Source organism: Streptococcus oralis ATCC 35037 (genome assembly GCF_900637025.1).
Taxonomy (GTDB): Bacteria; Bacillota; Bacilli; order Lactobacillales; family Streptococcaceae; genus Streptococcus; species Streptococcus oralis.
Genome location: NZ_LR134336.1, coordinates 1,166,284 through 1,185,721 on the forward strand (window position 1 = coordinate 1,166,284; position 19,438 = coordinate 1,185,721).

15 protein-coding genes and 1 other annotated feature are annotated in these 19,438 nt (G+C 40.8%); of the genes, 1 reads left to right on the plus strand and 14 read right to left on the minus strand.

Annotation, left to right across the window (positions count from 1 at the left end; genetic code table 11):
* Positions 1 to 86 precede the first annotated feature (86 nt).
* The 9 genes from rplL to mecA all read right to left on the minus strand — a co-directional run bounded on the left by rplL (position 87) and on the right by mecA (position 10,400).
* Positions 87 to 455 (minus strand): 50S ribosomal protein L7/L12, encoded by a 369-nt coding sequence (gene rplL, locus EL140_RS05910; RefSeq protein WP_001196964.1) that lies wholly within the window; start codon positions 453 to 455, stop codon positions 87 to 89.
* A 74-nt stretch (positions 456 to 529) separates the two neighbouring features.
* Positions 530 to 1,030, minus strand: a complete 501-nt coding sequence (gene rplJ, locus EL140_RS05915; protein ID WP_001287274.1) for a 50S ribosomal protein L10 — start codon at positions 1,028 to 1,030, stop codon at positions 530 to 532.
* 38 nt (positions 1,031 to 1,068) lie between these two features.
* Positions 1,069 to 1,204 (minus strand) — a sequence feature (ribosomal protein L10 leader region).
* Positions 1,205 to 1,265: 61 nt separating this feature from the next.
* A complete protein-coding gene (locus tag EL140_RS05925; protein ID WP_000870419.1) occupies positions 1,266 to 2,525 on the minus strand; it encodes a TRZ/ATZ family protein in 1,260 nt (419 codons plus the stop codon).
* A 99-nt stretch (positions 2,526 to 2,624) separates the two neighbouring features.
* Entirely contained in the window at positions 2,625 to 4,373 is a 1,749-nt protein-coding gene (locus tag EL140_RS05930; RefSeq protein ID WP_000828808.1) for an ABC transporter ATP-binding protein, read from the minus strand.
* A gap of 1 nt (position 4,374) precedes the next feature.
* A complete protein-coding gene (locus EL140_RS05935) occupies positions 4,375 to 6,099 on the minus strand; it encodes an ABC transporter ATP-binding protein (protein WP_000681721.1) in 1,725 nt (574 codons plus the stop codon).
* A gap of 59 nt (positions 6,100 to 6,158) precedes the next feature.
* Entirely contained in the window at positions 6,159 to 7,097 is a 939-nt protein-coding gene (msrB, locus tag EL140_RS05940) for a peptide-methionine (R)-S-oxide reductase MsrB (RefSeq protein WP_000818175.1), read from the minus strand.
* A 258-nt stretch (positions 7,098 to 7,355) separates the two neighbouring features.
* On the minus strand, positions 7,356 to 8,225 hold the full coding sequence (gene thrB, locus EL140_RS05950) for a homoserine kinase (protein WP_000692412.1): 870 nt from the start codon (positions 8,223 to 8,225) through the stop codon (positions 7,356 to 7,358).
* A gap of 1 nt (position 8,226) precedes the next feature.
* The gene (locus EL140_RS05955) at positions 8,227 to 9,513 is read right to left on the minus strand and encodes a homoserine dehydrogenase (protein WP_000216360.1); all 1,287 of its coding nucleotides are present in this window, start codon (positions 9,511 to 9,513) and stop codon (positions 8,227 to 8,229) included.
* Between the two features lie 146 nt (positions 9,514 to 9,659).
* The gene (gene mecA, locus EL140_RS05960; RefSeq protein WP_000782697.1) at positions 9,660 to 10,400 is read right to left on the minus strand and encodes an adaptor protein MecA; all 741 of its coding nucleotides are present in this window, start codon (positions 10,398 to 10,400) and stop codon (positions 9,660 to 9,662) included.
* Positions 10,401 to 10,522: 122 nt separating this feature from the next.
* On the opposite strand from mecA, the gene EL140_RS05965 reads away from it, so the two are divergent.
* Positions 10,523 to 12,001: an oligosaccharide flippase family protein gene (locus EL140_RS05965; protein ID WP_000789703.1), complete on the plus strand. Its 1,479-nt coding sequence runs from the start codon at positions 10,523 to 10,525 to the stop codon at positions 11,999 to 12,001.
* 45 nt (positions 12,002 to 12,046) lie between these two features.
* On the opposite strand, the gene EL140_RS05970 is transcribed toward EL140_RS05965, so the two are convergent.
* The 5 genes from EL140_RS05970 to EL140_RS05990 form a co-directional block, all read right to left on the minus strand.
* Positions 12,047 to 14,560, minus strand: a complete 2,514-nt coding sequence (locus EL140_RS05970) for an MBL fold metallo-hydrolase (RefSeq protein WP_000730139.1) — start codon at positions 14,558 to 14,560, stop codon at positions 12,047 to 12,049.
* 180 nt (positions 14,561 to 14,740) lie between these two features.
* The gene (locus EL140_RS05975) at positions 14,741 to 15,457 is read right to left on the minus strand and encodes a LicD family protein (protein WP_000942446.1); all 717 of its coding nucleotides are present in this window, start codon (positions 15,455 to 15,457) and stop codon (positions 14,741 to 14,743) included.
* 3 nt (positions 15,458 to 15,460) lie between these two features.
* Positions 15,461 to 17,614, minus strand: coding sequence for a LicD family protein (locus EL140_RS05980; protein ID WP_000622809.1), 2,154 nt, complete (start codon positions 17,612 to 17,614; stop codon positions 15,461 to 15,463).
* A gap of 8 nt (positions 17,615 to 17,622) precedes the next feature.
* Positions 17,623 to 18,591, minus strand: a complete 969-nt coding sequence (locus tag EL140_RS05985) for a glycosyltransferase family 2 protein (RefSeq protein ID WP_000971787.1) — start codon at positions 18,589 to 18,591, stop codon at positions 17,623 to 17,625.
* A complete protein-coding gene (locus EL140_RS05990) occupies positions 18,588 to 19,424 on the minus strand; it encodes a LicD family protein (RefSeq protein ID WP_001281445.1) in 837 nt (278 codons plus the stop codon). Before EL140_RS05990 ends, EL140_RS05985 begins: the two co-directional genes overlap by 4 nt.
* Positions 19,425 to 19,438 lie beyond the last annotated feature (14 nt).

A 19,438-nucleotide genomic window follows, 5' to 3' on the forward strand; every position in this document is an offset into this window, starting at 1 on the left:
TGCCCCTTTTAGAACAAAAAGAAAAACCGCTAGTCCTAAGAATAGCGGTTTTATATGTTTTTTAAGCTACTAATGTAGTTGCTCTATTATTTAAGAGTAACTGAAGCTCCAGCTTCTTCCAATTTAGCTTTGATTTCTTCAGCTTCTGCAGTTGGAACGCCTTCTTTGATGACACCTGGTGCACCATCAACAAGTTCTTTAGCTTCTTTAAGTCCAAGACCAGTGATTTCACGTACAACTTTGATAACGCCAACTTTTTTGTCACCAGCAGCTGTCAACTCAACGTCAAATGAGTCTTTAGCAGCACCAGCGTCAGCAGCACCAGCTGCAGCAACAGCTACAGGAGCAGCTGCAGTTACACCAAATTCTTCTTCGATAGCTTTTACAAGGTCGTTCAATTCAAGGATTGAAGCTTCTTTAATTTCAGCAATAATGTTTTCAATGTTCAATGCCATTGTTATTTCCTCCAAATAAGTTTTTAATTTTATAATCGTTTTTCCGTAGCTAGGCTACGCTGCGTAGCTTAAGATTAAGCTGCGTCTTCTTTGTTGTCTGCAACCGCTTTGACTGCAAGAGCAACGTTGCGCACTGGCGCTTGAAGTACAGAAAGGAGCATAGAAAGAAGTCCTTCGCGGTTTGGAAGAGTTGCAAGAGCAACGATTTCTTCTTTAGATGCGACAGCGCCTTCGATTGCACCACCTTTGATTTCAAGTGCTTCAGCGTTTTTAGCAAAGTCGTTCAAGATTTTCGCTGGTGCGATAACATCTTCGTTAGAAAATGCTACTGCAGATGGTCCAACAAAAACAGATGCAAGATCTTCAAGACCAGCTTTTTCAGCTGCACGACGTAAGATTGAGTTTTTAATGACTTTATACTCAACTTCGCTTCCACGAAGCTCACGACGAAGAACTGTATCTTGTTCAACTGTCAAACCACGAGCGTCTACAACGACGATTGATGCAGCAGCTTTCATTTTTTCAGCTACTACGTCAACTAGTTCCGCTTTTTTAGCAATAATTGCTTCACTCATTAGTGTGTTCACCTCCGTAATTATTTTGCTTGGGGAATTTTTCCAAAAGAAAAACGCGCCCAAACCTAGACACGAAAGTACAATACGCTTCTTTTTACATGATACGTTTTGTCCTCGGTAGGATCTTTATGAGTCGAGCTCCCCTACTGTCTTAGGCAGTTTTTTCAAACCGTATATAAGTATAGCATAGACAAAAAAAGAATGCAAGATTTTTGCAAACTTTTTTTAAATTTTTTTAAATCTCTACTGTCAAAACTTTGCCTTGCTTAACCACCTGTTCTCCAGCGATATAAACATCTTCAACATCACTGGATTTGACAGCATAAACCAGATGAGAGAGCATATTTTTCTGAGGTTGAAGATGGATTTTTCCTTGTGGTTGAATGACCAGAAAATCCGCTTGCTTGCCAACTTCTAGGCTTCCTATCTGCTTTTCCATTCCTAGAACCTTAGCTCCTTCGATCGTCAATGCCTTAAGGGCTGTCTCGATAGGAAATTGGCTGGCATCTCCACTTTTCATCTTTTGAAGAAGGGCTGCAGTCCGTCCTTCCTCAAACATATCTAGATTGTTATTGGAAGCAACCGAGTCTGTCGCAATTCCGACTGCTACTCCTGCTTTTTGGAGTTGGATGATTGGAGCAATCCCTGAGGGCAGTTTGAGGTTACTGATAGGATTATGGGCGATGGCCACATGAGAAGTTGCCAAGCGTTCAATTTCTCGCTCGTTTAGCTCGACCCCATGAGCAAAGACAGACGGATGATCTAAATAACCCAGTTCTTCTAGAAAGGCGAGGGGACGTTTGCCATAGCGTTTGAGGATAATTCCTGACTCCTCCTTGGTCTCCGCTACATGGATATGTATGGCAATGTCCAGCTCTTTTGCCATATCTAAGCTCGCTTCCAGCAAGTCTCTACTACAACTGTAGGGAGAATGTGGAGCTACCATAACCTTGAAATTTGGATTTTCATATCCTAAGATTTCTTCTATAATGGATCTTGTTCTGCTTATAGTCTCAGCAGTTGTTTCTGCCTCTGAAGAAAAGAGGGTCGGTGAGAAATAACAACGCATCTTAGAGGCCTTAACTGCCTGATAAATTTGCTCAATATCCACACCATTGGGATTATACATATCGTTGAAGGTTGTTGTCCCTGACTGGAGCATCTCCGTCAGAGCCTCTTTGACCGCCTTGGTAGTCATATCGGGAGTAAATCCTGCTTCTGCTGGCCAAATATAATCATTGAGCCATTCATGGAGATTGCTATCATCCCGGATCCCTCGCAAACCTGTCATAGCAGAATGGGTGTGGCAATTAACCAAACCAGGCATGATCCAGGCTCCCTGATAGTCTATAATCTGCTCAGCTTGCTCTAAAATCTCTGGCTCCTCTTGGCCGACATAAACGATTTGAGAGTCCTTAACGGCTAAGACACCATCCAAATAAACATGGAAATCTTTGTCACAAGTCACGATATTTACATGCTGATAGACTTTCATTGTTTTCTCCTTCTAAGACCCTGATTTTTCTAGCTATTGTAACAAAAAAGTCACCCGAAGGCAACTTTTTTCGTTCATAAGATTTTAAAATAGAAAGGATTATTCAGAGCTAAAAGCCGCAGCTTTTTGCATTTGGTAATACTTGCCCTTTCTAGCCATGAGATCATGATGGTTACCATGCTCCACAATGTCACCATCTACCAAGACAAGAATCAAATCCGCATCCTGAATGGTTGACAAACGGTGAGCAATAATAAAGCTTGTGCGCCCTTTCATGAGTTTGGCAAAGGCATCCTGTACTAGCACCTCTGTCCGTGTATCGATGGAGGAAGTCGCCTCGTCTAAGATAAGAATCTTTGGAATAGCTAGAAAGACTCGGGCGATGGTCAAGAGCTGGGCTTGACCGACAGAGAGAGATTCTCCTGCATTTTCCAACTTGGTATCGTATCCCTGTGGCAACTGTTGGATGAAAAAGTCTGCATTGGCTGCCTTTGCAGCAGCAATCACCTGCTCCCGGCTGGCATCAGGATTTCCAAAGGCAATATTGTCATGAATGGTCCCTTGCTTGAGCCAGGTTTCTTGGAGCACCATGCCAAACTGCTGTCTCAATGACGCTCGGGTATAGTCGTAAATGGAACGACCGTCTAGCAAGATATCTCCCGAGTTAATAGGATAAAAACGCATGAGGAGATTGATAAGAGTTGACTTACCAGCACCTGTCGGACCAACGATGGCTACCTTGCTACCAGCTGGGATATCGATGGATAAGTCCTTAATCAAGATCCTTTCAGGATTATATCCAAAAGAAACATGCTTAAAGGAAATAGCTCCCTTGACTTGGTCACTGGTCAAGACTTCCTTACCTGTTTCAGCCACCTCTGGACTTTCTAAGACAGCATAGACGCGCTCTGCGCAAGCGAGAGCACTTTGCAACTCAGCTAGCACTGAAGAAATATCGTTAAAGGGCTTGGTATACTGTTGGACGTAATTCAAAAAAGTTACTAAACGCCCAATGGTCAAGGTTGAACCCATCATGATACGATAAGCTCCTACTCCAGCTAGAAGAGCATAAATGAGTGCGTTGACAAAGCGAGTTGAAGGATTAACCGTTGATGAATAAAAGATGGCTGACTGAGAATAGCCTGCATAGTTGGCATTAGCCACATGCAGTCTTTGGGTAAACTCTGTTTGAGCATTGAAGGACTGGATAATAGTTTGCTGGCTAAGAGACTCTTCAATCAACTGAGTCTGAATTCCTCTCGTCTCCGTTTGCTTCTGGAAGAGGTGATAAGATTTCTTGGCAATAAAGCGTGAAATTACCATGGACAGGGGCGTCAACAGCAAGACCAAGAGGGTCATGAGGAGATGAATTTGGAGCATGGCTAGAATACTAACCAAAATCATCAAAACACCAATGAAAAATTGATTGAAAATCATGGTTAAGCCGGCTGCCAGCTGTTCTATGTCTGTGGTCACACGACTAACCATCTCTCCACTGCCCTGCCGATCCACAAAAGCAATCGGTAACCGATGGAGCTTATGAATGATTCGCTCCCGCAAGTCTCTGGTATAAGAGAAGATTAGACGATTATAAAGAAGAGGTTTGGCCCATTGTACCAGTGTATTTCCTATGACCACCAAGATCATCTGGATGAAAATCTGCCAAAAAACTGGTGAAGAACCAGTTACGAGGACCTGGTCAATGACCTGCCCAATCAAGATAGGTAGGTAGATCGATAAAGCAACTTGGGCAATAGTTCCTAGAAAGGCAAGGAAAAGGAGGAAAGGATGGTTTGCTAAATCTATGGCCAAACGTTTGAGCGTCTGGTTTGCGGTTTGTCGTTTCATGCTAGTCCTCCTTTCCATGTTGGGATGCATTGATTTCGCGATAGACTTGGCTAGTCTTCATTAATTCCTCGTGCTTGCCAACAGCTAGTAACTCACCTTTTTCCAAGAGGAGAATCTGGTCAGCCATCTGAAGTGTAGACGTTCGTTGAGAAATCAAGATTAAGCTCGTGTTAGGTAAATTCTCTCGGATAGCTTTCAAGAGCTTGGACTCAGTGATGGTGTCCAGGGCCGAGGTCGCATCATCTAGGATGAGAAATGGAGCTTGTCGCAAGACTGCTCGGGCAATAGATAGCCTTTGTTTTTGTCCGCCTGAGAAATTTCGCCCTCCTCCCTCAACTAGGGCATCCAAAAGTCCTTCCTTTTCACTGACAAAATCCTTAGCTTGCGCAATCTCCAAGGCCTGCCATAGTTCCTGGTCAGATACTTCTCGATTGAAACCCAATGTCAAGTTGGAACGAATGGTTCCTTTAAAGAGTTCAACTTTTTGAGGTACATAGGCAATCCAAGACCGCCACTGCTCAAGATTAAGAGGACTACGACCATTTCGATAAAGGTCAATGCTCCCCTTATCTACTGGATAAAGTCCAAGTAAGACTTGCACCAAGCTTGATTTACCTGAACCAGTTCCCCCGATGATACCAAGGAGCTGCCCTTGAGTCATATTAAAGGAAATGTCTCTCAGAGAAGCTTGAGCCGCATCGGGATAGGTAAAGGTCAATTCTTGGACTTTCAAAACCCGATCACCGGTAGCTTGCTTTTGTTCTAATTCTGAATGAATATCCTCTGGAGCTTCGGCAAAGACTTCCTCGATTCGCTTAGCTGAGATATAGGACTGATTGAGAGAATTGATCAGCATGGCTAATTTGACCAATTCCACCAAAATCTGCAAGAGGTAGTTGATAAGAGCAATCAGGGCACCTTGACTGAGTAAACCTCCTTGAATTGAAATATAGCCCTGCCAGATAATAACAAGGAGAGTTCCATTAACAATCAGATAGGTCAGAGGTGTTAACAAACTAGACCAGAAGCCTGTTTTTTCTTGCAATCTGGCATAAACTTGGTTAAGAGTTTGAAAAATCTTTAACTCTCGTTTTTCCTGACCAAAAGCACGAATAACTCGCATCCCTTGCAATTGCTGGCGCGTTTCCTGAACCAGCTGGTCCGTTTTCTTTCTAAGACTACTGTAGAGAGGATTGACCAATCGAGAGAGCCCGACAATGACAATCGTCAAAATGACAACCATGACTAAGAACCAGAAAGTCAGCTCAGCAGAAATGCGATAGGCCATAAAGATAGCCCCAAAAACAATAATGGGCGCTCGCAAAAAGAGGCGCAGGAATTGATTGATCCCAGTCTGAATCTGGTAGGTATCCGAAGTCAAGCGAGTCACCAAGCTCGAAGTTGTCAGACGGTCTCTGCTGTCCTTAGGTAAAGAAAGAATATGACGATAGAGGTCGTCTGTCAGTTCTTTGGCAAAACCAACCGCTGCCTTGGCTGAGTAAAACTGGGCTACCAAGGCCACTAAAACACCAATTACTGCAAAGATAAGGAGCAGGCCAATCTGCATCCAAAGATGTCCTTGATCTCTCTGGGGCAAGGACTGGTCAACAATCCCTGCAATCACCATGGGAACCAGGAGCTCAAAAACAGCTTCTAGTAACTTGAACAAGGGTGCCAAAATCGATTCCTTGATGTAGGGTTTGAAGTAAGATAGTAAGTGTTTCATAAGTCCCTTCTATTCTTATTCTGGAAATGAAGAAAGTGGGAAGCCCCACCCTCTCAGTTTTATTTGTTTAAGTAAGGTAATAGATAGCCATATCCTGCTTTCTCCATCTCATCCTTGGCTACAAAGCGTAAGGAAGCAGAATTAATACAGTAACGGAGGCCACCTAACTCCTGAGGTCCATCTGTGAAAACATGACCCAAGTGAGCATTGCCTGAGCGAGAACGAACCTCGATTCGCTCCATCCCATGGCTCAAGTCCTTGTAATAATGAATCAATTCCTTGGAAATTGGACGGCTAAAACTTGGCCAACCACAACCTGAAGCAAACTTATCCTTGGCAAAAAAGAGTGGCTCGCCAGTCGTGATATCTACATAAATCCCTTCTTCGAAGGTCTGGTCATAAGCATTACTAAATGGAGCCTCTGTAGCAGCTTCTTGGGTGACACGATAGGACTCTTCAGTTAAGTTTTCCTTTAACACCTCTTGACTAGGCTTTTCATAGTTGGTTGCGTCAATCAATGGCTTCTCAGCATCGGTCACATCGATATGACAATAACCGGAAGGATTTTTCTTGAGATAGTCTTGATGGTAGTCTTCTGCTAAAATGTAGTGGCGAAGTTTCTCCACCTCTACTGCAATCTTTCGACCAAGCATGCGTTCCTGCTCCTGCACCACTGTGTAGATAGCTGGCAAGTCTGTTTCATCCTGATAATAGATTCCCGTTCGATATTGGCGACCACGGTCATTCCCTTGTTGGTTAATAGACAAGGGATCAATGACACGGAAATAATAAAGCAAAATCTCTCTAAGTGACACCGCTTTCTCATCATAAATCACTTGAACAGTCTCTGCATGGTCTGTTTCCTTGAGCAACTGGTAATTGGTCGTTTCGACTTGGCCATTAGCGTAGCCGACACTGGTTGCTAGCACTCCAGCAATTCGGGAAAAATACTCCTCTAGGCCCCAAAAACAACCACCTGCTAGATAAATTTCTGCCATCTTTATTTCTCCTTTATCAAGTTTTTAACTAATACTCTTCGAAAATCTCTTCAAACCACGTCAGCTTACATCTGCAACCTCAAAACAGTATTTTGAGCTAACTTCGTCAGTTTCATCTACAACCTCAAAACCATGTTTTGAGCAACCTGCGGCTAGCTTCCTAGTTTGCTCTTTGATTTTCATTGAGTATAAACTTCTTTTCAAAAAAAGGATAGGAAGTCCTCTGGTCGAGAATTTCCCCATCCTATCTTCTATTCTTTATTTTGCTTCGACACGGACACCTTGGGTATCAACTTTCAAATCATGCAGTTTGCCTTTGAAAGACTGCTTTTGCAATTCAGCTTTAATCTTGGGCATCTTGTCATGAGAAGCCAGAACCATAACTGTTGGCCCAGCACCAGAAAGATAGGTCGCATAGGCTCCATTCTCTTTAGCCACTTGCTTAATCTTTGCAAATTCACGGACCAGACTTTGACGATAACGCTCGTGGAAGAGGTCTCCCTCAATTGCTTGGCCAGCAGTCACCATGTCTCCTGCCAACAAGGCTGCAACAGCCACATTGGCGATAGAACTAGCCGCAACAGCTTCCTTGTAAGACAATTTCTTAGGAAGGACACCTCGACTGTCTCGAGTGCGCAATTCATAGTTGGGAATATAAGCTAGAAAATCACACTCTGGGAAGTCAGCCACAATTGCTGAAACGTGACCTTCAACGGAACTGGCAATAACGAGATTACCGTAAATTGCTGGAGCTACATTGTCAGGATGTCCTTCAATCTTAGTCGCCAACTGCAATTTGTCGTGGTTAGATAAGTTGAGCTTGCCCAGTTGATTAGCTAGTTCAATCCCAGCAACGATAACAGAGCTAGAAGAACCCAAACCACGCGCCAAGGGAACATCACTGGTCATTTTCAAGCGTCTCGGTTGCAAGTCTGGCGCAATTTGCAAGGCAATCTTGAGCAAGAGATTACGCTCGTCATGGGGAATCCATTTGCCAATCTGGTGTTCAATCAACCACTCATCCCGTTCTTCACAAACCTCAATTTGAAGATACTTGGTTACAGCTACACCGACCGAATCAAAACCTGGCCCGATATTGGCACTGGTTGCAGGTACAATAATCTTCATCCTATTCTCCTAACACCTTAAAGGTATTCAAGAGGTCAAATTCTGAAGCTTTGGCCAACTCAGCTGAAACATTCTCAAGCTGCGCTTTATTAATCTTATGAGTGATAATCACTACACGCGCCTTGTCACCCTCTTTGCCATCTTGGAGGATTTGCTTGAAGGAAATATCTTGAGCGTTGAAAATCTCAGCCAATTTCAAGACCTGACCTTTTGAGTCTGGAGCCAAGATTGAGAAGTAGTAATTAGCTTTGATATCTTCTGGATTTGCCAAGACCAATTCACGGCTATATTCGTTGAAGTCTTTACCAATGGTACCATCATTCAGGCGACGAACGATACGGACAATATCTGCTACCACACTTGTCGCAGTTGGTTTTTGACCCGCACCTGGTCCGTAGTACATCGATTCACCGATACCGATAGATTCTACAAAGACAGCATTCATCACGCCATTCACACTAGCAAGCGGGTGCGCTTTAGGTAGGAAGGTTGGAGTCACTTCTGCAGCAATACCTGAAGGAGTTTCCTCGATAGAACCAACCAATTTCACTACATAGCCAAGGTCTTGGGCTACAGCTACGTCTTCTGGTGTGATGTTGCGGATTCCCTTGTGGGCTACATCGTCAAAGGCAACCTTCATACCAAAAGCAAACTGGCTCAAAATCACCATCTTGTAGGCTGCGTCAATCCCATCCACGTCATTTGTAGGGTCACTTTCTGCAAATCCAAGTCTTTGAGCTTCGGCCAGAGCATCATCATAAGACCAGCCTTCTTCCACCATCTTGGTCATCATGAAGTTGGAAGTTCCATTAACGACACCAAGAACGCGTGTGATTTTGTCAGAAGCCAACGAATTTGCCAAAGTACGAAGAATTGGAATCCCACCAGCTACTGCCGCTTCGTAGTAAAGTGCTACATTATGCTCTTTAGCGATTTCTAACAATTCTGTACCATGGACAGCCAAAAGGTCCTTGTTAGCAGTAACAACGTGTTTCCCAGCTTCTAAGGCACGAGTGATAAAGGTCTTAGCTGGTTCGATACGCCCCATCAATTCCACTACAATGGTAACATCTTTGTCTGCTAAAATATCATCTACATTGGTCACAAAGTTAAAGTCATTCCCTGCTGCAAGCAAGCGATTCTTTTCATCTTCATCCTTGACCAATACCTTAGCTACTTCAATCTCCGAATGAGCTGACTGAACGATTTTTTCTCCATTTTCCTTTAGGAGGAAAGGCACGCCACTTGCAACGGTACCAAATCCAAGTAAAGCAATTTTAACTGTCATGTTTGTCTCCTAGAAATTTTCTGATATAGCCATTATAACAGAATTTTGTGAAAATTCCTATTATAGTAAATCACTATTTCAGTCTGGTAAAGAAAAAACGAATCCCATGATTCGTCTTTCTTGATAAATGAAAATTGATTTAAAAATTATGAACGAATCTTTTGCAGATTAAGAACTGCATCGTGATTGACCAAGATTTGCCCATACTCTTGCAAAACGGAACGACTGATGTCACTGTCATCTGCAAACTCACGCATACGAGCCAAGAGCCAGGCTGGATATGGACTTGGATGATTTTCCACATCGACTAAGATTGTCAAATAGTAGTGTCCATTCATCTTATAGAGTTCAGAGGTTTCCATCTGGTAGTTAACCGTCTTTGCAAAAGCAACTAAGTCAGCAAGGCTTGCAAAGCGCAGGATATAGTAGATATAAGGTTCTTTCTTACTCTCAGTCTCCTTGTCTGCCTGCTCTTTCTCTTCTTCCTTTGCTTCGACCTGCTCTAGAGATTGGATGGCCTCAATATCGTCCTTGGTTTTATCTGCAATACTCTTTTCCAAGGTTTTGAGAAATTCATCAGGCGACATTTGGGCTAATTCTTCCATGTCTGGTAGATCCGCCAAATCTTCAAAATCCAAATTCTGGTCAATCTTGGACTTGGTCACAAAGACGTCCACCTTATCAGGTTTTGGCGTCACGCGGAAACTCAGCATGCCACTATCCAAGAAATTGTCTGGCATCTCTAACTCATCTAAAATAGCATAGAAAAACTCTTCGGTTTTTTCCTGAGGAACGAGAAAGTCTGCAATCTCCATTCCTCGGTCCATCAAATCATCTAAAGTCATCGTGATTTTTAGTGTTGTATCACTGATTTGTTTCATCTTCATATCTAGTAACCTCATACTTTCAGTCTATCTATTATACTAGATTTTTACGATTTTATCAAAAGAATGAAGCGAGAATGTGATATAATACTAGATATGATTTTAGATTTAAGAAAGAAAGTTCAATGAAAAATATAAAAGTAAATGCCTTGGCCAGCTTGCTGGTCAATATTCTCAATATCGTTTTTCCACTGATAACCAATCCTTATCTGACGCGGATTCTCAGCAAATCCAATTACGGTTATTTCAATACAGCCAATACCTGGGCAAGTTTCGTTATTCCACTAGCTGCCTTTGGAATATACAACTACGGGATTCGAGCTATTAGTAAAGTCAAGGATGACAAGAATAAAATCAACTACGTCTTTTCTAAGTTGTTTTATATCTCGGTTTTCACCTCTCTCCTGACGACAGGTATCTACTTCCTCATTATCTTCTTTGACACCAGCATTGAGAATCTGAAAGTCCTGTACTACATCCTAGGGGCCCAAGCACTCTTCCAATTTCTCAATATCGAATGGATGAACGAGGCTTATGAAAATTATGCCTTCATCCTCTATAAGACATTGATCATCCGGATTGCCATGCTGGTCGCTATCTTCACCTTTGTTAAAACGGCAGATGATATCGTTCCTTATGCTATCGTTATGACAGCAACCACTATCTTCAACTACCTGCTCAGTTTTCTTTGGATTAAGAGAGAAGTTTCCTTTGTTAAGATCGGTCTTGTTGAATTAGTCAAAGCATCTAAACCGCTCTTGACCATGCTACTCTTAGCGAACGCTAACATGCTCTATACCTTGCTTGATAGAATGTTTATCACCAAGGGACCAGATGAAAACTACATTTCTTATTACACTATTGCTTCTAGCATCGTTATGTTGATTGCCAGTGTCTTAAGTGGAGCTATCAACGTCAGCATTCCACGACTCGGCTACTATCTCGGTAAGAAAGACTACGATTCTTATAAAAATCTTCTGAATCAAGGAGCTGCTCTCTTTTACTTCCTCATCATTCCAACTAGTATTGGGATTATAGTATTAGGAAACTACGCAGCAGTTATCTACTCTTCTGAAAAATACCTCGAAGCTGGTATTGTGACTAGTGTCTTCGCCTTCCGTACCATCATCTGGGCCATTGAGTTGATCCTTGGTAAACAAATTATCTTTATCAATGACCACGAAAATCGTTTGACTGCCTTTTACTTCCTTGGTGGTGGCGCCAATATACTATTAAATAGCATCTTGTATTTCAATAATATTTTTGCACCTGAGTACTATATCGCTACAACTATTCTTGCAGAGACTATCGTCGTTCTCCTGGAAATACGCTTTATCCAGAAACACCAACTGATTGATTTGAAAGAAATCTTTGCTACTCTGACACGTTACACTATTGTATCCCTTGGATTCATCCCGATCTATTTTGCGTTTAAATTTCTTTTCCAAATCAACTCTTATACGGTCAACTTCAATATGATTCTCATGGTTCTGTCTACCGTAGCAACTTGTGGTATCTATTACCTCTTGACCCTCTTTATCACCAAAGACAAAACACTCCACTATGCACTGAACCTTGTACTTGCTAAATTAAAACGAAATTAAAAAATCCCCTACTGATAAATTAGTTGCCAGTAGGGGATTTCTTCTTTATTCTTTTTCTTTCTTATCAAAAGCGTTGGCTTCTAGATTTGAATCTTGTTTAGGTTGTTCAACAATAGAGGAATTAGCTTCTTGTTTCTGTTCTGGCTTGACTGCATCGCTATTTACAGCAGCAACAGCCTGTTTCCAGATACCTTCTTCGTTTACTTTGTAACCATCAGGTGTTGTTGCGTTCTTCAACAAAGAACCATCAGCTTGGAAATAGTACCAATTACCATCAAGCTGTTTCCAACCCGTTTGCATTACTCCTGATTCATCAAAGTAATAATGATCACCATTTACTTTATGAAGGCCAACCAACATGATGCCATCTTCAGGATTTAGATAATACCAGACACCTTTGTCTTTTATCCAACCAGTTTTCATAGCTCCATTTGATTCAAAGTAACGGTAATGATTATCAAACCATTTCCAGCCAGTTTGCATGACTCCAGATTTGCTAAAGTAATATTGCTTACCATCTACTTGATGGGAGCCAACTAACATAACGCCTTCCTTACCTTCAAGATAATACCAGGCATCACCATCTTTCAACCAACCAGTTTGGAGTGCGCCCGACGTAGCGTAGTAATGCCAAGAATCATTTGACCACTGCCATCCAACTTGCATAGTACCTGCAGAGCTGAAGAAATAGTTCTTACCGTCAATTTCTTTAGATCCTACAGCCATGATACCTGTTTCTGGATCCAAATAATACCATGATTCTTTATCTTTCAACCAACCAGTTTTCATAGTACCTGAGTTCGTATAGAAGTACCAGCTATTGTCTTGCCACTTCCAGCCAGTCTGCATGGCACCACTAGCATTCAAATAGTAACGAATACCATTTATATCTTGTCTGCCAGTTAACATGATGCCATCTTTATCCAGATAATACCATGTTTCCCGATCCTTAACCCAGCCGGTTTTCATAGCTCCAGAACTTGCAAAATAGTTCCAGTGACCATCAACAAAGACCCAGCCAGTTTGCATGATACCTTCTTTGTCAAAGTAATAAGTTGTGCCCTTGATGTCTTTTTTACCAACAGTTAGAATACCATCCTCATCATAATAGTACCAATTTGAAGCAATTTTTTGCCAAGACGATGCTTTTCCTTCCGACTGCAGGGCACCACTACTAGCAAAGACCATCTTCTTACCATTATAAACCTGAAGACCTGTCAGCATCTTACCTTCTTTGTCAAATAGATATTTCTGACCATCAATTTCAACTAACTGACTGTAACTTCTTGCTCCACTTGATGTGATATAATACCAAGTACCATCTTGCTTAAACCAACCAGTATCTTGCATTTGTCCATTGTTGTTCAAATAATACCAGTTACCATCTGTTTTTTCACGAGAGTCGTTCAAATGAAGCCATCTACCTGCCTGCATTTGTCCTTGACCATTAAAGAAATAGTAAATACCATTTATTTTGCGCCAACCGATTGCCATCTGATCATCAGACAAGCGATACTTCCAGTTACCATCTTCTTTATACCATGTTTCACTAACAGTGGGGATATTAGGTAGAGAATCGGACACGTTTGTAAAACCATTTTTACTAATTGTAAAGACTGTTGCATCCTTGGTCTGGCTAGAAGCATGAACTACTTCAATACCATGCTTCTTAAGATATTCTCTGGTTGTGGCAAGATTGGCTTCTGCTGCGGATGTATGAACCACCATACTAGGGGATAGGGAGTCTAAGAAAGGAATCGTGTTTGAAATTTTGGCATCATAATGATGGTTCCATTTCATCATATCAACTTTTCCAATCTCAGGACCTAATTTATCCTCTGCCCCCTCAGCATTATCCAAGTCACCACCCAGATAAATCTTTTTCCCCGCCACAGTTACTACCGCCACAAGGGAATTGGAATTATCATCATAGACTCTCTTGAGTTTACCGTCACTGTCATATTCGTTTTTATAGTTATAAAGCTGAATATCCATATCACCTAGAGTGAAATGACTTTCCTTCTCAGTAATGTCTTGCACAAGAGTTACACCGCGCTCTAGAGCCGTCTTGACAGCATTGTCATAATTAAAAAGATTGTCCCACAATCGCCATTTTGATGTGATGCGCTCATCGGAGTATCTCTTCAGATAAAATCTGTCTACAGGATAACGTTTTAGAACTTCATCCGCCGATCCAATATGGTCACTATGGACATGGGTTCCTAGAATAAAATCTAACTTTTGTATCCCAAGGTGTTTCATGTGACGGAAGAGACGATCTTCTAATACATACTCATTGTTTATACTAATTCCTACACGACTTGGATAGCGAGGGTCTTCCCCATCTGGAAAATCATAGTCTTCGCCCATGTCAATCAAGGCATAATGACCATTACTTTCTAGAATAATAGCATCACTTCCTGATACTCCTTTGGTATTGATAAAATGGATTCGGTTGCTTGAAGCATCTGCCTGAACTGCTGGTGTAAATAGTCCAGAGACAAGCAACAAGACTAGGGAAGTAAATACAAGGGTTTCTTTTATCTGTTTCTTTTTCATATAAACCACTTCTTTCTTTGATAGCGGAAGCTAGGATGAGAATTCATCCTGGTAGTAACTTTTCTAGCTCCTTTCCGTCAATATAAGACAAAAAGAGGGAAAGAGAAGCCTGATTGTCACACTAGAGTAGGGACTAGAGTTAACAAGGAAGAACTTCAACATCCCCTCTTTTCTATATTACTAAAGAGATTTCCCTAAAAGGACCTTAGCCAAGCTAGCATCTCTTTGTTTGTAAATTGGATTTTCTTTCCAGTTGTAATGAGTATTAGGGATTTCAAAATCCTCCCCATACAAGTGACTGATGTATTCTCTTGTATTTTCTGGAACTTTTACTAGAATCTCTTTAAAACTACATTCAGTAAGTGCTGCGAACGGCAATTCATAGTGGTAGGCTTCATATCTTGTAGGATTTCCCAAGGCGTTTGTCATGTAGAAAATAGTGTCTGAGGAAATGCTCCCCTCTTTTTTATCATAGACAATAAAATCAACATTGAGGCCCTTGTAACTATAGGATAATTCTACAAGTTTATCATTGTAATAGAACTCTTTTGTTCTGACAAAGCCTTTCTCAAAAAGAACTTTCTCATCCTTTAAAAAGGCTTCGTAGTCTGGGATAATAATCCCAAAGTCCATATCTAAATCATGCGGAATCAGATCATTTTCTCTGTAGAAGCCAAGTAAAGTTCCAAAATCTAACCAGATATCATAGGATTTCAGATTCGATTGATAGATGGCCTTTAGAATATCTTCAAAGTTTTCTTTGAGCAAATTGCTTCTCTTTGAATCTAAGTCGATATTGGCTTTTTGATTTAAATTTTTGATAATTGGTAGGTTTTTAACCAGGTCTTTCTTATCTCCTAAGAGACTGGCTAAACTTCTTTTTAACCATTGTAACACGTTCTATCCCTCCTTTATATAAGCGAGGAAGTCATCATGTTTCACTCGTTTTTCTAGAGGAGGAATTTCCATAAAGTCATCTCCGTAGATGGCAGAAAGGATCGGCTGATAGGCCTCAGGAATTTTGTAAACTCTATCTTCAAATGGACTATCAATCGTCGTATCCAAGAAGGACTTGTCAAATTTCGTAGAAACTCTTTTGTTCTCCATGAGGTAATCAATAAAGTCTCCATCTTTTTCTCGCATAGATAGGATGTTCATCTTACGGTTCCAAGTTTTGACACGAGTCAAACGGAATACAAGTACAAGTAGATATCTGATGATATTCTTGAGTTTCGCATTCTTATTATGGATGCCATAAAGGGTATAGACTGATAAACGACGGTAAGTATCCAGTTTTACCATGTCCTTGTTAACATCAGCATAATAGTCAAATGGGAAAACGTCCACACAAATTCCTAAATCAATATCATTGTCGATATAGTTGTTATCATAGACTGTTCGCGCATCATAGACTCGATAAAATGGGTAAGGGTAGCGAGCGTCATTTTCCCAGGAAACCACTTTGTAGACAGGGTCATTATCTTGCAAAATAGCTTGATACAATTTATCGTATTCATCGCGTTTCAAAGAGATATCAATATCGTCATCCCAAGGAATGTAACCCTTGTGTCTCACGGCTCCCAGCAAGGTTCCATAAGCCAGTGAATAGTTGATATTCTCTTTTTGACAGAGATTGTGGATATAATCCATGACACCTAGTTCAACTTCTTTAATCTCCGCTTCATCTAGTTTTCTATAGCCGTCTCTTTTTTTATAGAGAACAGAGAAATAGTAACCTGAAATCACAAACAAGATACAACCCTGTAGTGAAATTCCATAGAAGGTTGAACTCAAGAACAAGTTAGAGATGAGAATAACTACAGTCATCAAGAGAATGGTAATCAATTCATGATTGCGGCGACCTTCTTGAAGGTCTTTTTTATATTTCTTGAGACTTGAAACAATGAAGGAAAGTATAAAGATGGCCATAGGGATAAAACCTGTGATACCATCATAGAATAACAACTCAAGGTAGCCGTTGTGAGTAAGGTAATGTTGTTTGATGATGTAGGCTGAAGCATCATATTCTTTACCTAACTCATACCAGTTTCCTCCTGAATATCCAAACAGAGGACGTCTAGGGATAAAGGAAGCTGTTGACTGCCAAATGGCAAAACGGTTATTGGAGATATTCTCTTCACTTGTGTCAGTTCTCTCAAGAGAAAGATTATTGTCTCCATTTTGTCCATTTTCTTGGTTCTTTTGGATTTGAGCTGAGTGAGCTTTCAAATATATATCGCTACTATATTTGATACCATTATAACAGACAAATACTAAACCTACAGTTACTAGAACAGTAAGAAGTGACTTGATTTTTTTAGTCCAGTTAGCCGTCATCAAAGCGTATAAAAGGGCAACGACAACCAAACAGATATAGGTTGTTCTGGAACCAGACAGTACAATATAAGCAAAGTTAAGTAGAATTGATGTGATAGCCAGAGTTTTAAGAACTGGTTTGTAGATTGACAAGCGCATCCACAAGTAAATAACCACCATCAGAGAAATAATAGAGAGATAGTTGGGACTGGCTAGAATCCCAAATAGACGAGACTCTACAAATCCTTGGCGGATTAATAACCCCTTGTAATCAAATACGCGGTAACCCTGTAGCATGAAGAATTGCCAAATTGATACAAGCACACCTATAGTATTTGCAACAGTGATAACAGAGAAGAAGACATCAAAGAGGGCACGTGCTTTTTTTACAGTAAAAGATTGAAAGACTGGATAGATTGCAAAGAAATAGATGAAAAAGACAACTAAATTCTTTATGTTAGTTGAAAATCCATACTTGACAACTAAGGCAGCTGTCAGGATATTCATTAGAAAAAAGAGAATCAAATACTCAATTTTTCGGACATTCAGATAGACTTTTTTGATAAAGAAATTATAAAGTCCCAACAAAACACCCATGAGGGTCATTCCAAGAGTGACAAATTTATTGGCCGAGATTGGTTGAAGTGGGACAATCAAGCCTGCCATACAGTAAAAAGATATAACTGATAAAAATAGCAAATTGATTTTAAAATAGTTTTTTTCAATAAATGAAATCATTTTTTCTCCTAACGCTTAGTTTGTGTAAGCAAGATTTTCGTATACAATTTTCGACTCAAGCACAAAGCTAAGAAACTCACTTTTCTTGCTCTTGTAAAACGACTATCCGAAAGAATATTCTTTGTATTTTTCTTTAGATAGGCAATCAAACGGTCTTCTAAAACCTTATCCTTGAAATCTGCATCAACCAAGAGCCTATCCAATACATAGAAGTAAGCCCAATTTAAACGCATGGTTGCAACATCTGTTAGATCTGGATAATTCTCTCTGATAATATTTGCGTTTTGCTCATAAGCTTCAATAACGTTTAAGAATTTCAAGGAGAATTTTTGAGTCGTGATACTATTTTCCCGGTGAACATAGTAGTATTTCTTCTCATTTGTTGCAACAACCTTGCGACATTGATGAATCAAGGCGATCATAATAAAGGCATCCTCTGCTATTTTTCCAATTTCAAATCGTAGCTGTTCAAAGAGTTCTTTTTTATAAAGTTTGTTAACAGCCGTGACGGAGAGGATTTTAGCTTCCATGACCATCTTAATGGCTTCTTGGGGGGTTAATTCCCAAGTCTGAATCGTTGCAACTTGCTTTTCTGGAATTTGGTCATAGACATCATAATGTCCACACATAGAAAGATCAGCATTGGATTCAAGCATTTGACGGTAAAGAGTCTCATACATATCTTCGTCAATGTAGTCATCACTATCGATAAAACCGATCAAATCAGAACTTGCCTCTTCAATCCCTCTATTTCGAGCATCAGACAAGCCACCGTTTTCCTTGTGAATGACACGAATCCGTTGATCTCTTTGTGCTAGTTGATCACACAGTTCCCCGCTCTTATCCGTTGAGCCATCATTGACAAGGAGAATTTCCAAGTTGGTATAGGTCTGTTTTAAAATGGATTCTACACACTTCTCCAGATAGGCTTCTACATTATAGACTGGAACGATAACGCTTATTTTTTCTCCCATCATGCCCCGTATTCTCCCTTGTACTCTGTGTAGCTCTTGTCCATGTCCGCTATAATAGCATCATGATGCGGTACTTGCTTGTCCGCTGGCGGCGGTGTCATATAATCGCCAAAAGCAGTGCTGAGATAGGCATCATAGCCGACTGGGATGGGCATCTCAGTTCCTTCAAATGGCAAGAAAAGATTGTCTTCAAAGGTTGCGATTGGGTACTTGTTTCGCATGTAGCCGGGACCTGAGCATAATTCCGTGATTCCATCGCTCTCAGCCAGACCATACTTGGTCATTTCTTTTTCAGCTTTTTTCCAAATGCGATAACGTAGAGATTTTGGAGTCAGGCCGAGTAAGATACGACTTCCCCATTTCATGACTGCACCATGCTTTTCTGGGATAGTTTGGGCGCAAAAGAGTGAATAAATCAAGGCCCAACGAACCTGTTTCTTACGCTCAGCTGGATTTTTAGGATAATAATCCAATGGTAAAACATCCAAGGCCAAACCGTGTGGCAAATCCAAATCCTTTTGATAAGGCTTAATACAAGTGGTTTCCTTGTCACGAATAGTAATAAAAAGGTTACGGTCTACAAAATCTTTGTTACTCTTTGACAAGAAATAACGCTCGTCTGCATAACGTGGCCACAGCTCTGCTAATTTTTCATAATCCTTACGTGGCATGAAAAAGTCTAAATCATCATCCCAAGGAATGAAGCCTTTGTTACGTAGGGCACCAATGGCTCCTCCACCACAGAGATAGCACAACAAATCATGTTCTTTACAAAATGCGACGAAATATTCAGCCATTTCCAGACTACGAGCCTGAATCGCTTTCAAATCACTCATGTCTCTCCTCTTCT

Excerpts from the sequence above, each read along its gene's own strand:
- EL140_RS05990 (WP_001281445.1), bottom strand. The coding sequence starts at position 19,424 with ATGAGTGATTTGAAAGCGATTCAGGCTCGTAGTCTGGAAATGGCTGAA.
- EL140_RS05965 (WP_000789703.1), top strand. The coding sequence starts at position 10,523 with ATGAAAAATATAAAAGTAAATGCCTTGGCCAGCTTGCTGGTCAATATT.
- EL140_RS05955 (WP_000216360.1), bottom strand. The coding sequence starts at position 9,513 with ATGACAGTTAAAATTGCTTTACTTGGATTTGGTACCGTTGCAAGTGGC.
- mecA (WP_000782697.1), bottom strand. The coding sequence starts at position 10,400 with ATGAAGATGAAACAAATCAGTGATACAACACTAAAAATCACGATGACT.
- EL140_RS05925 (WP_000870419.1), bottom strand. The coding sequence starts at position 2,525 with ATGAAAGTCTATCAGCATGTAAATATCGTGACTTGTGACAAAGATTTC.
- EL140_RS05970 (WP_000730139.1), bottom strand. The coding sequence starts at position 14,560 with ATGAAAAAGAAACAGATAAAAGAAACCCTTGTATTTACTTCCCTAGTC.
- thrB (WP_000692412.1), bottom strand. The coding sequence starts at position 8,225 with ATGAAGATTATTGTACCTGCAACCAGTGCCAATATCGGGCCAGGTTTT.
- rplL (WP_001196964.1), bottom strand. The coding sequence starts at position 455 with ATGGCATTGAACATTGAAAACATTATTGCTGAAATTAAAGAAGCTTCA.
- rplJ (WP_001287274.1), bottom strand. The coding sequence starts at position 1,030 with ATGAGTGAAGCAATTATTGCTAAAAAAGCGGAACTAGTTGACGTAGTA.
- EL140_RS05980 (WP_000622809.1), bottom strand. The coding sequence starts at position 17,614 with ATGATTTCATTTATTGAAAAAAACTATTTTAAAATCAATTTGCTATTT.
- EL140_RS05935 (WP_000681721.1), bottom strand. The coding sequence starts at position 6,099 with ATGAAACACTTACTATCTTACTTCAAACCCTACATCAAGGAATCGATT.
- EL140_RS05930 (WP_000828808.1), bottom strand. The coding sequence starts at position 4,373 with ATGAAACGACAAACCGCAAACCAGACGCTCAAACGTTTGGCCATAGAT.
- EL140_RS05985 (WP_000971787.1), bottom strand. The coding sequence starts at position 18,591 with ATGATGGGAGAAAAAATAAGCGTTATCGTTCCAGTCTATAATGTAGAA.
- msrB (WP_000818175.1), bottom strand. The coding sequence starts at position 7,097 with ATGGCAGAAATTTATCTAGCAGGTGGTTGTTTTTGGGGCCTAGAGGAG.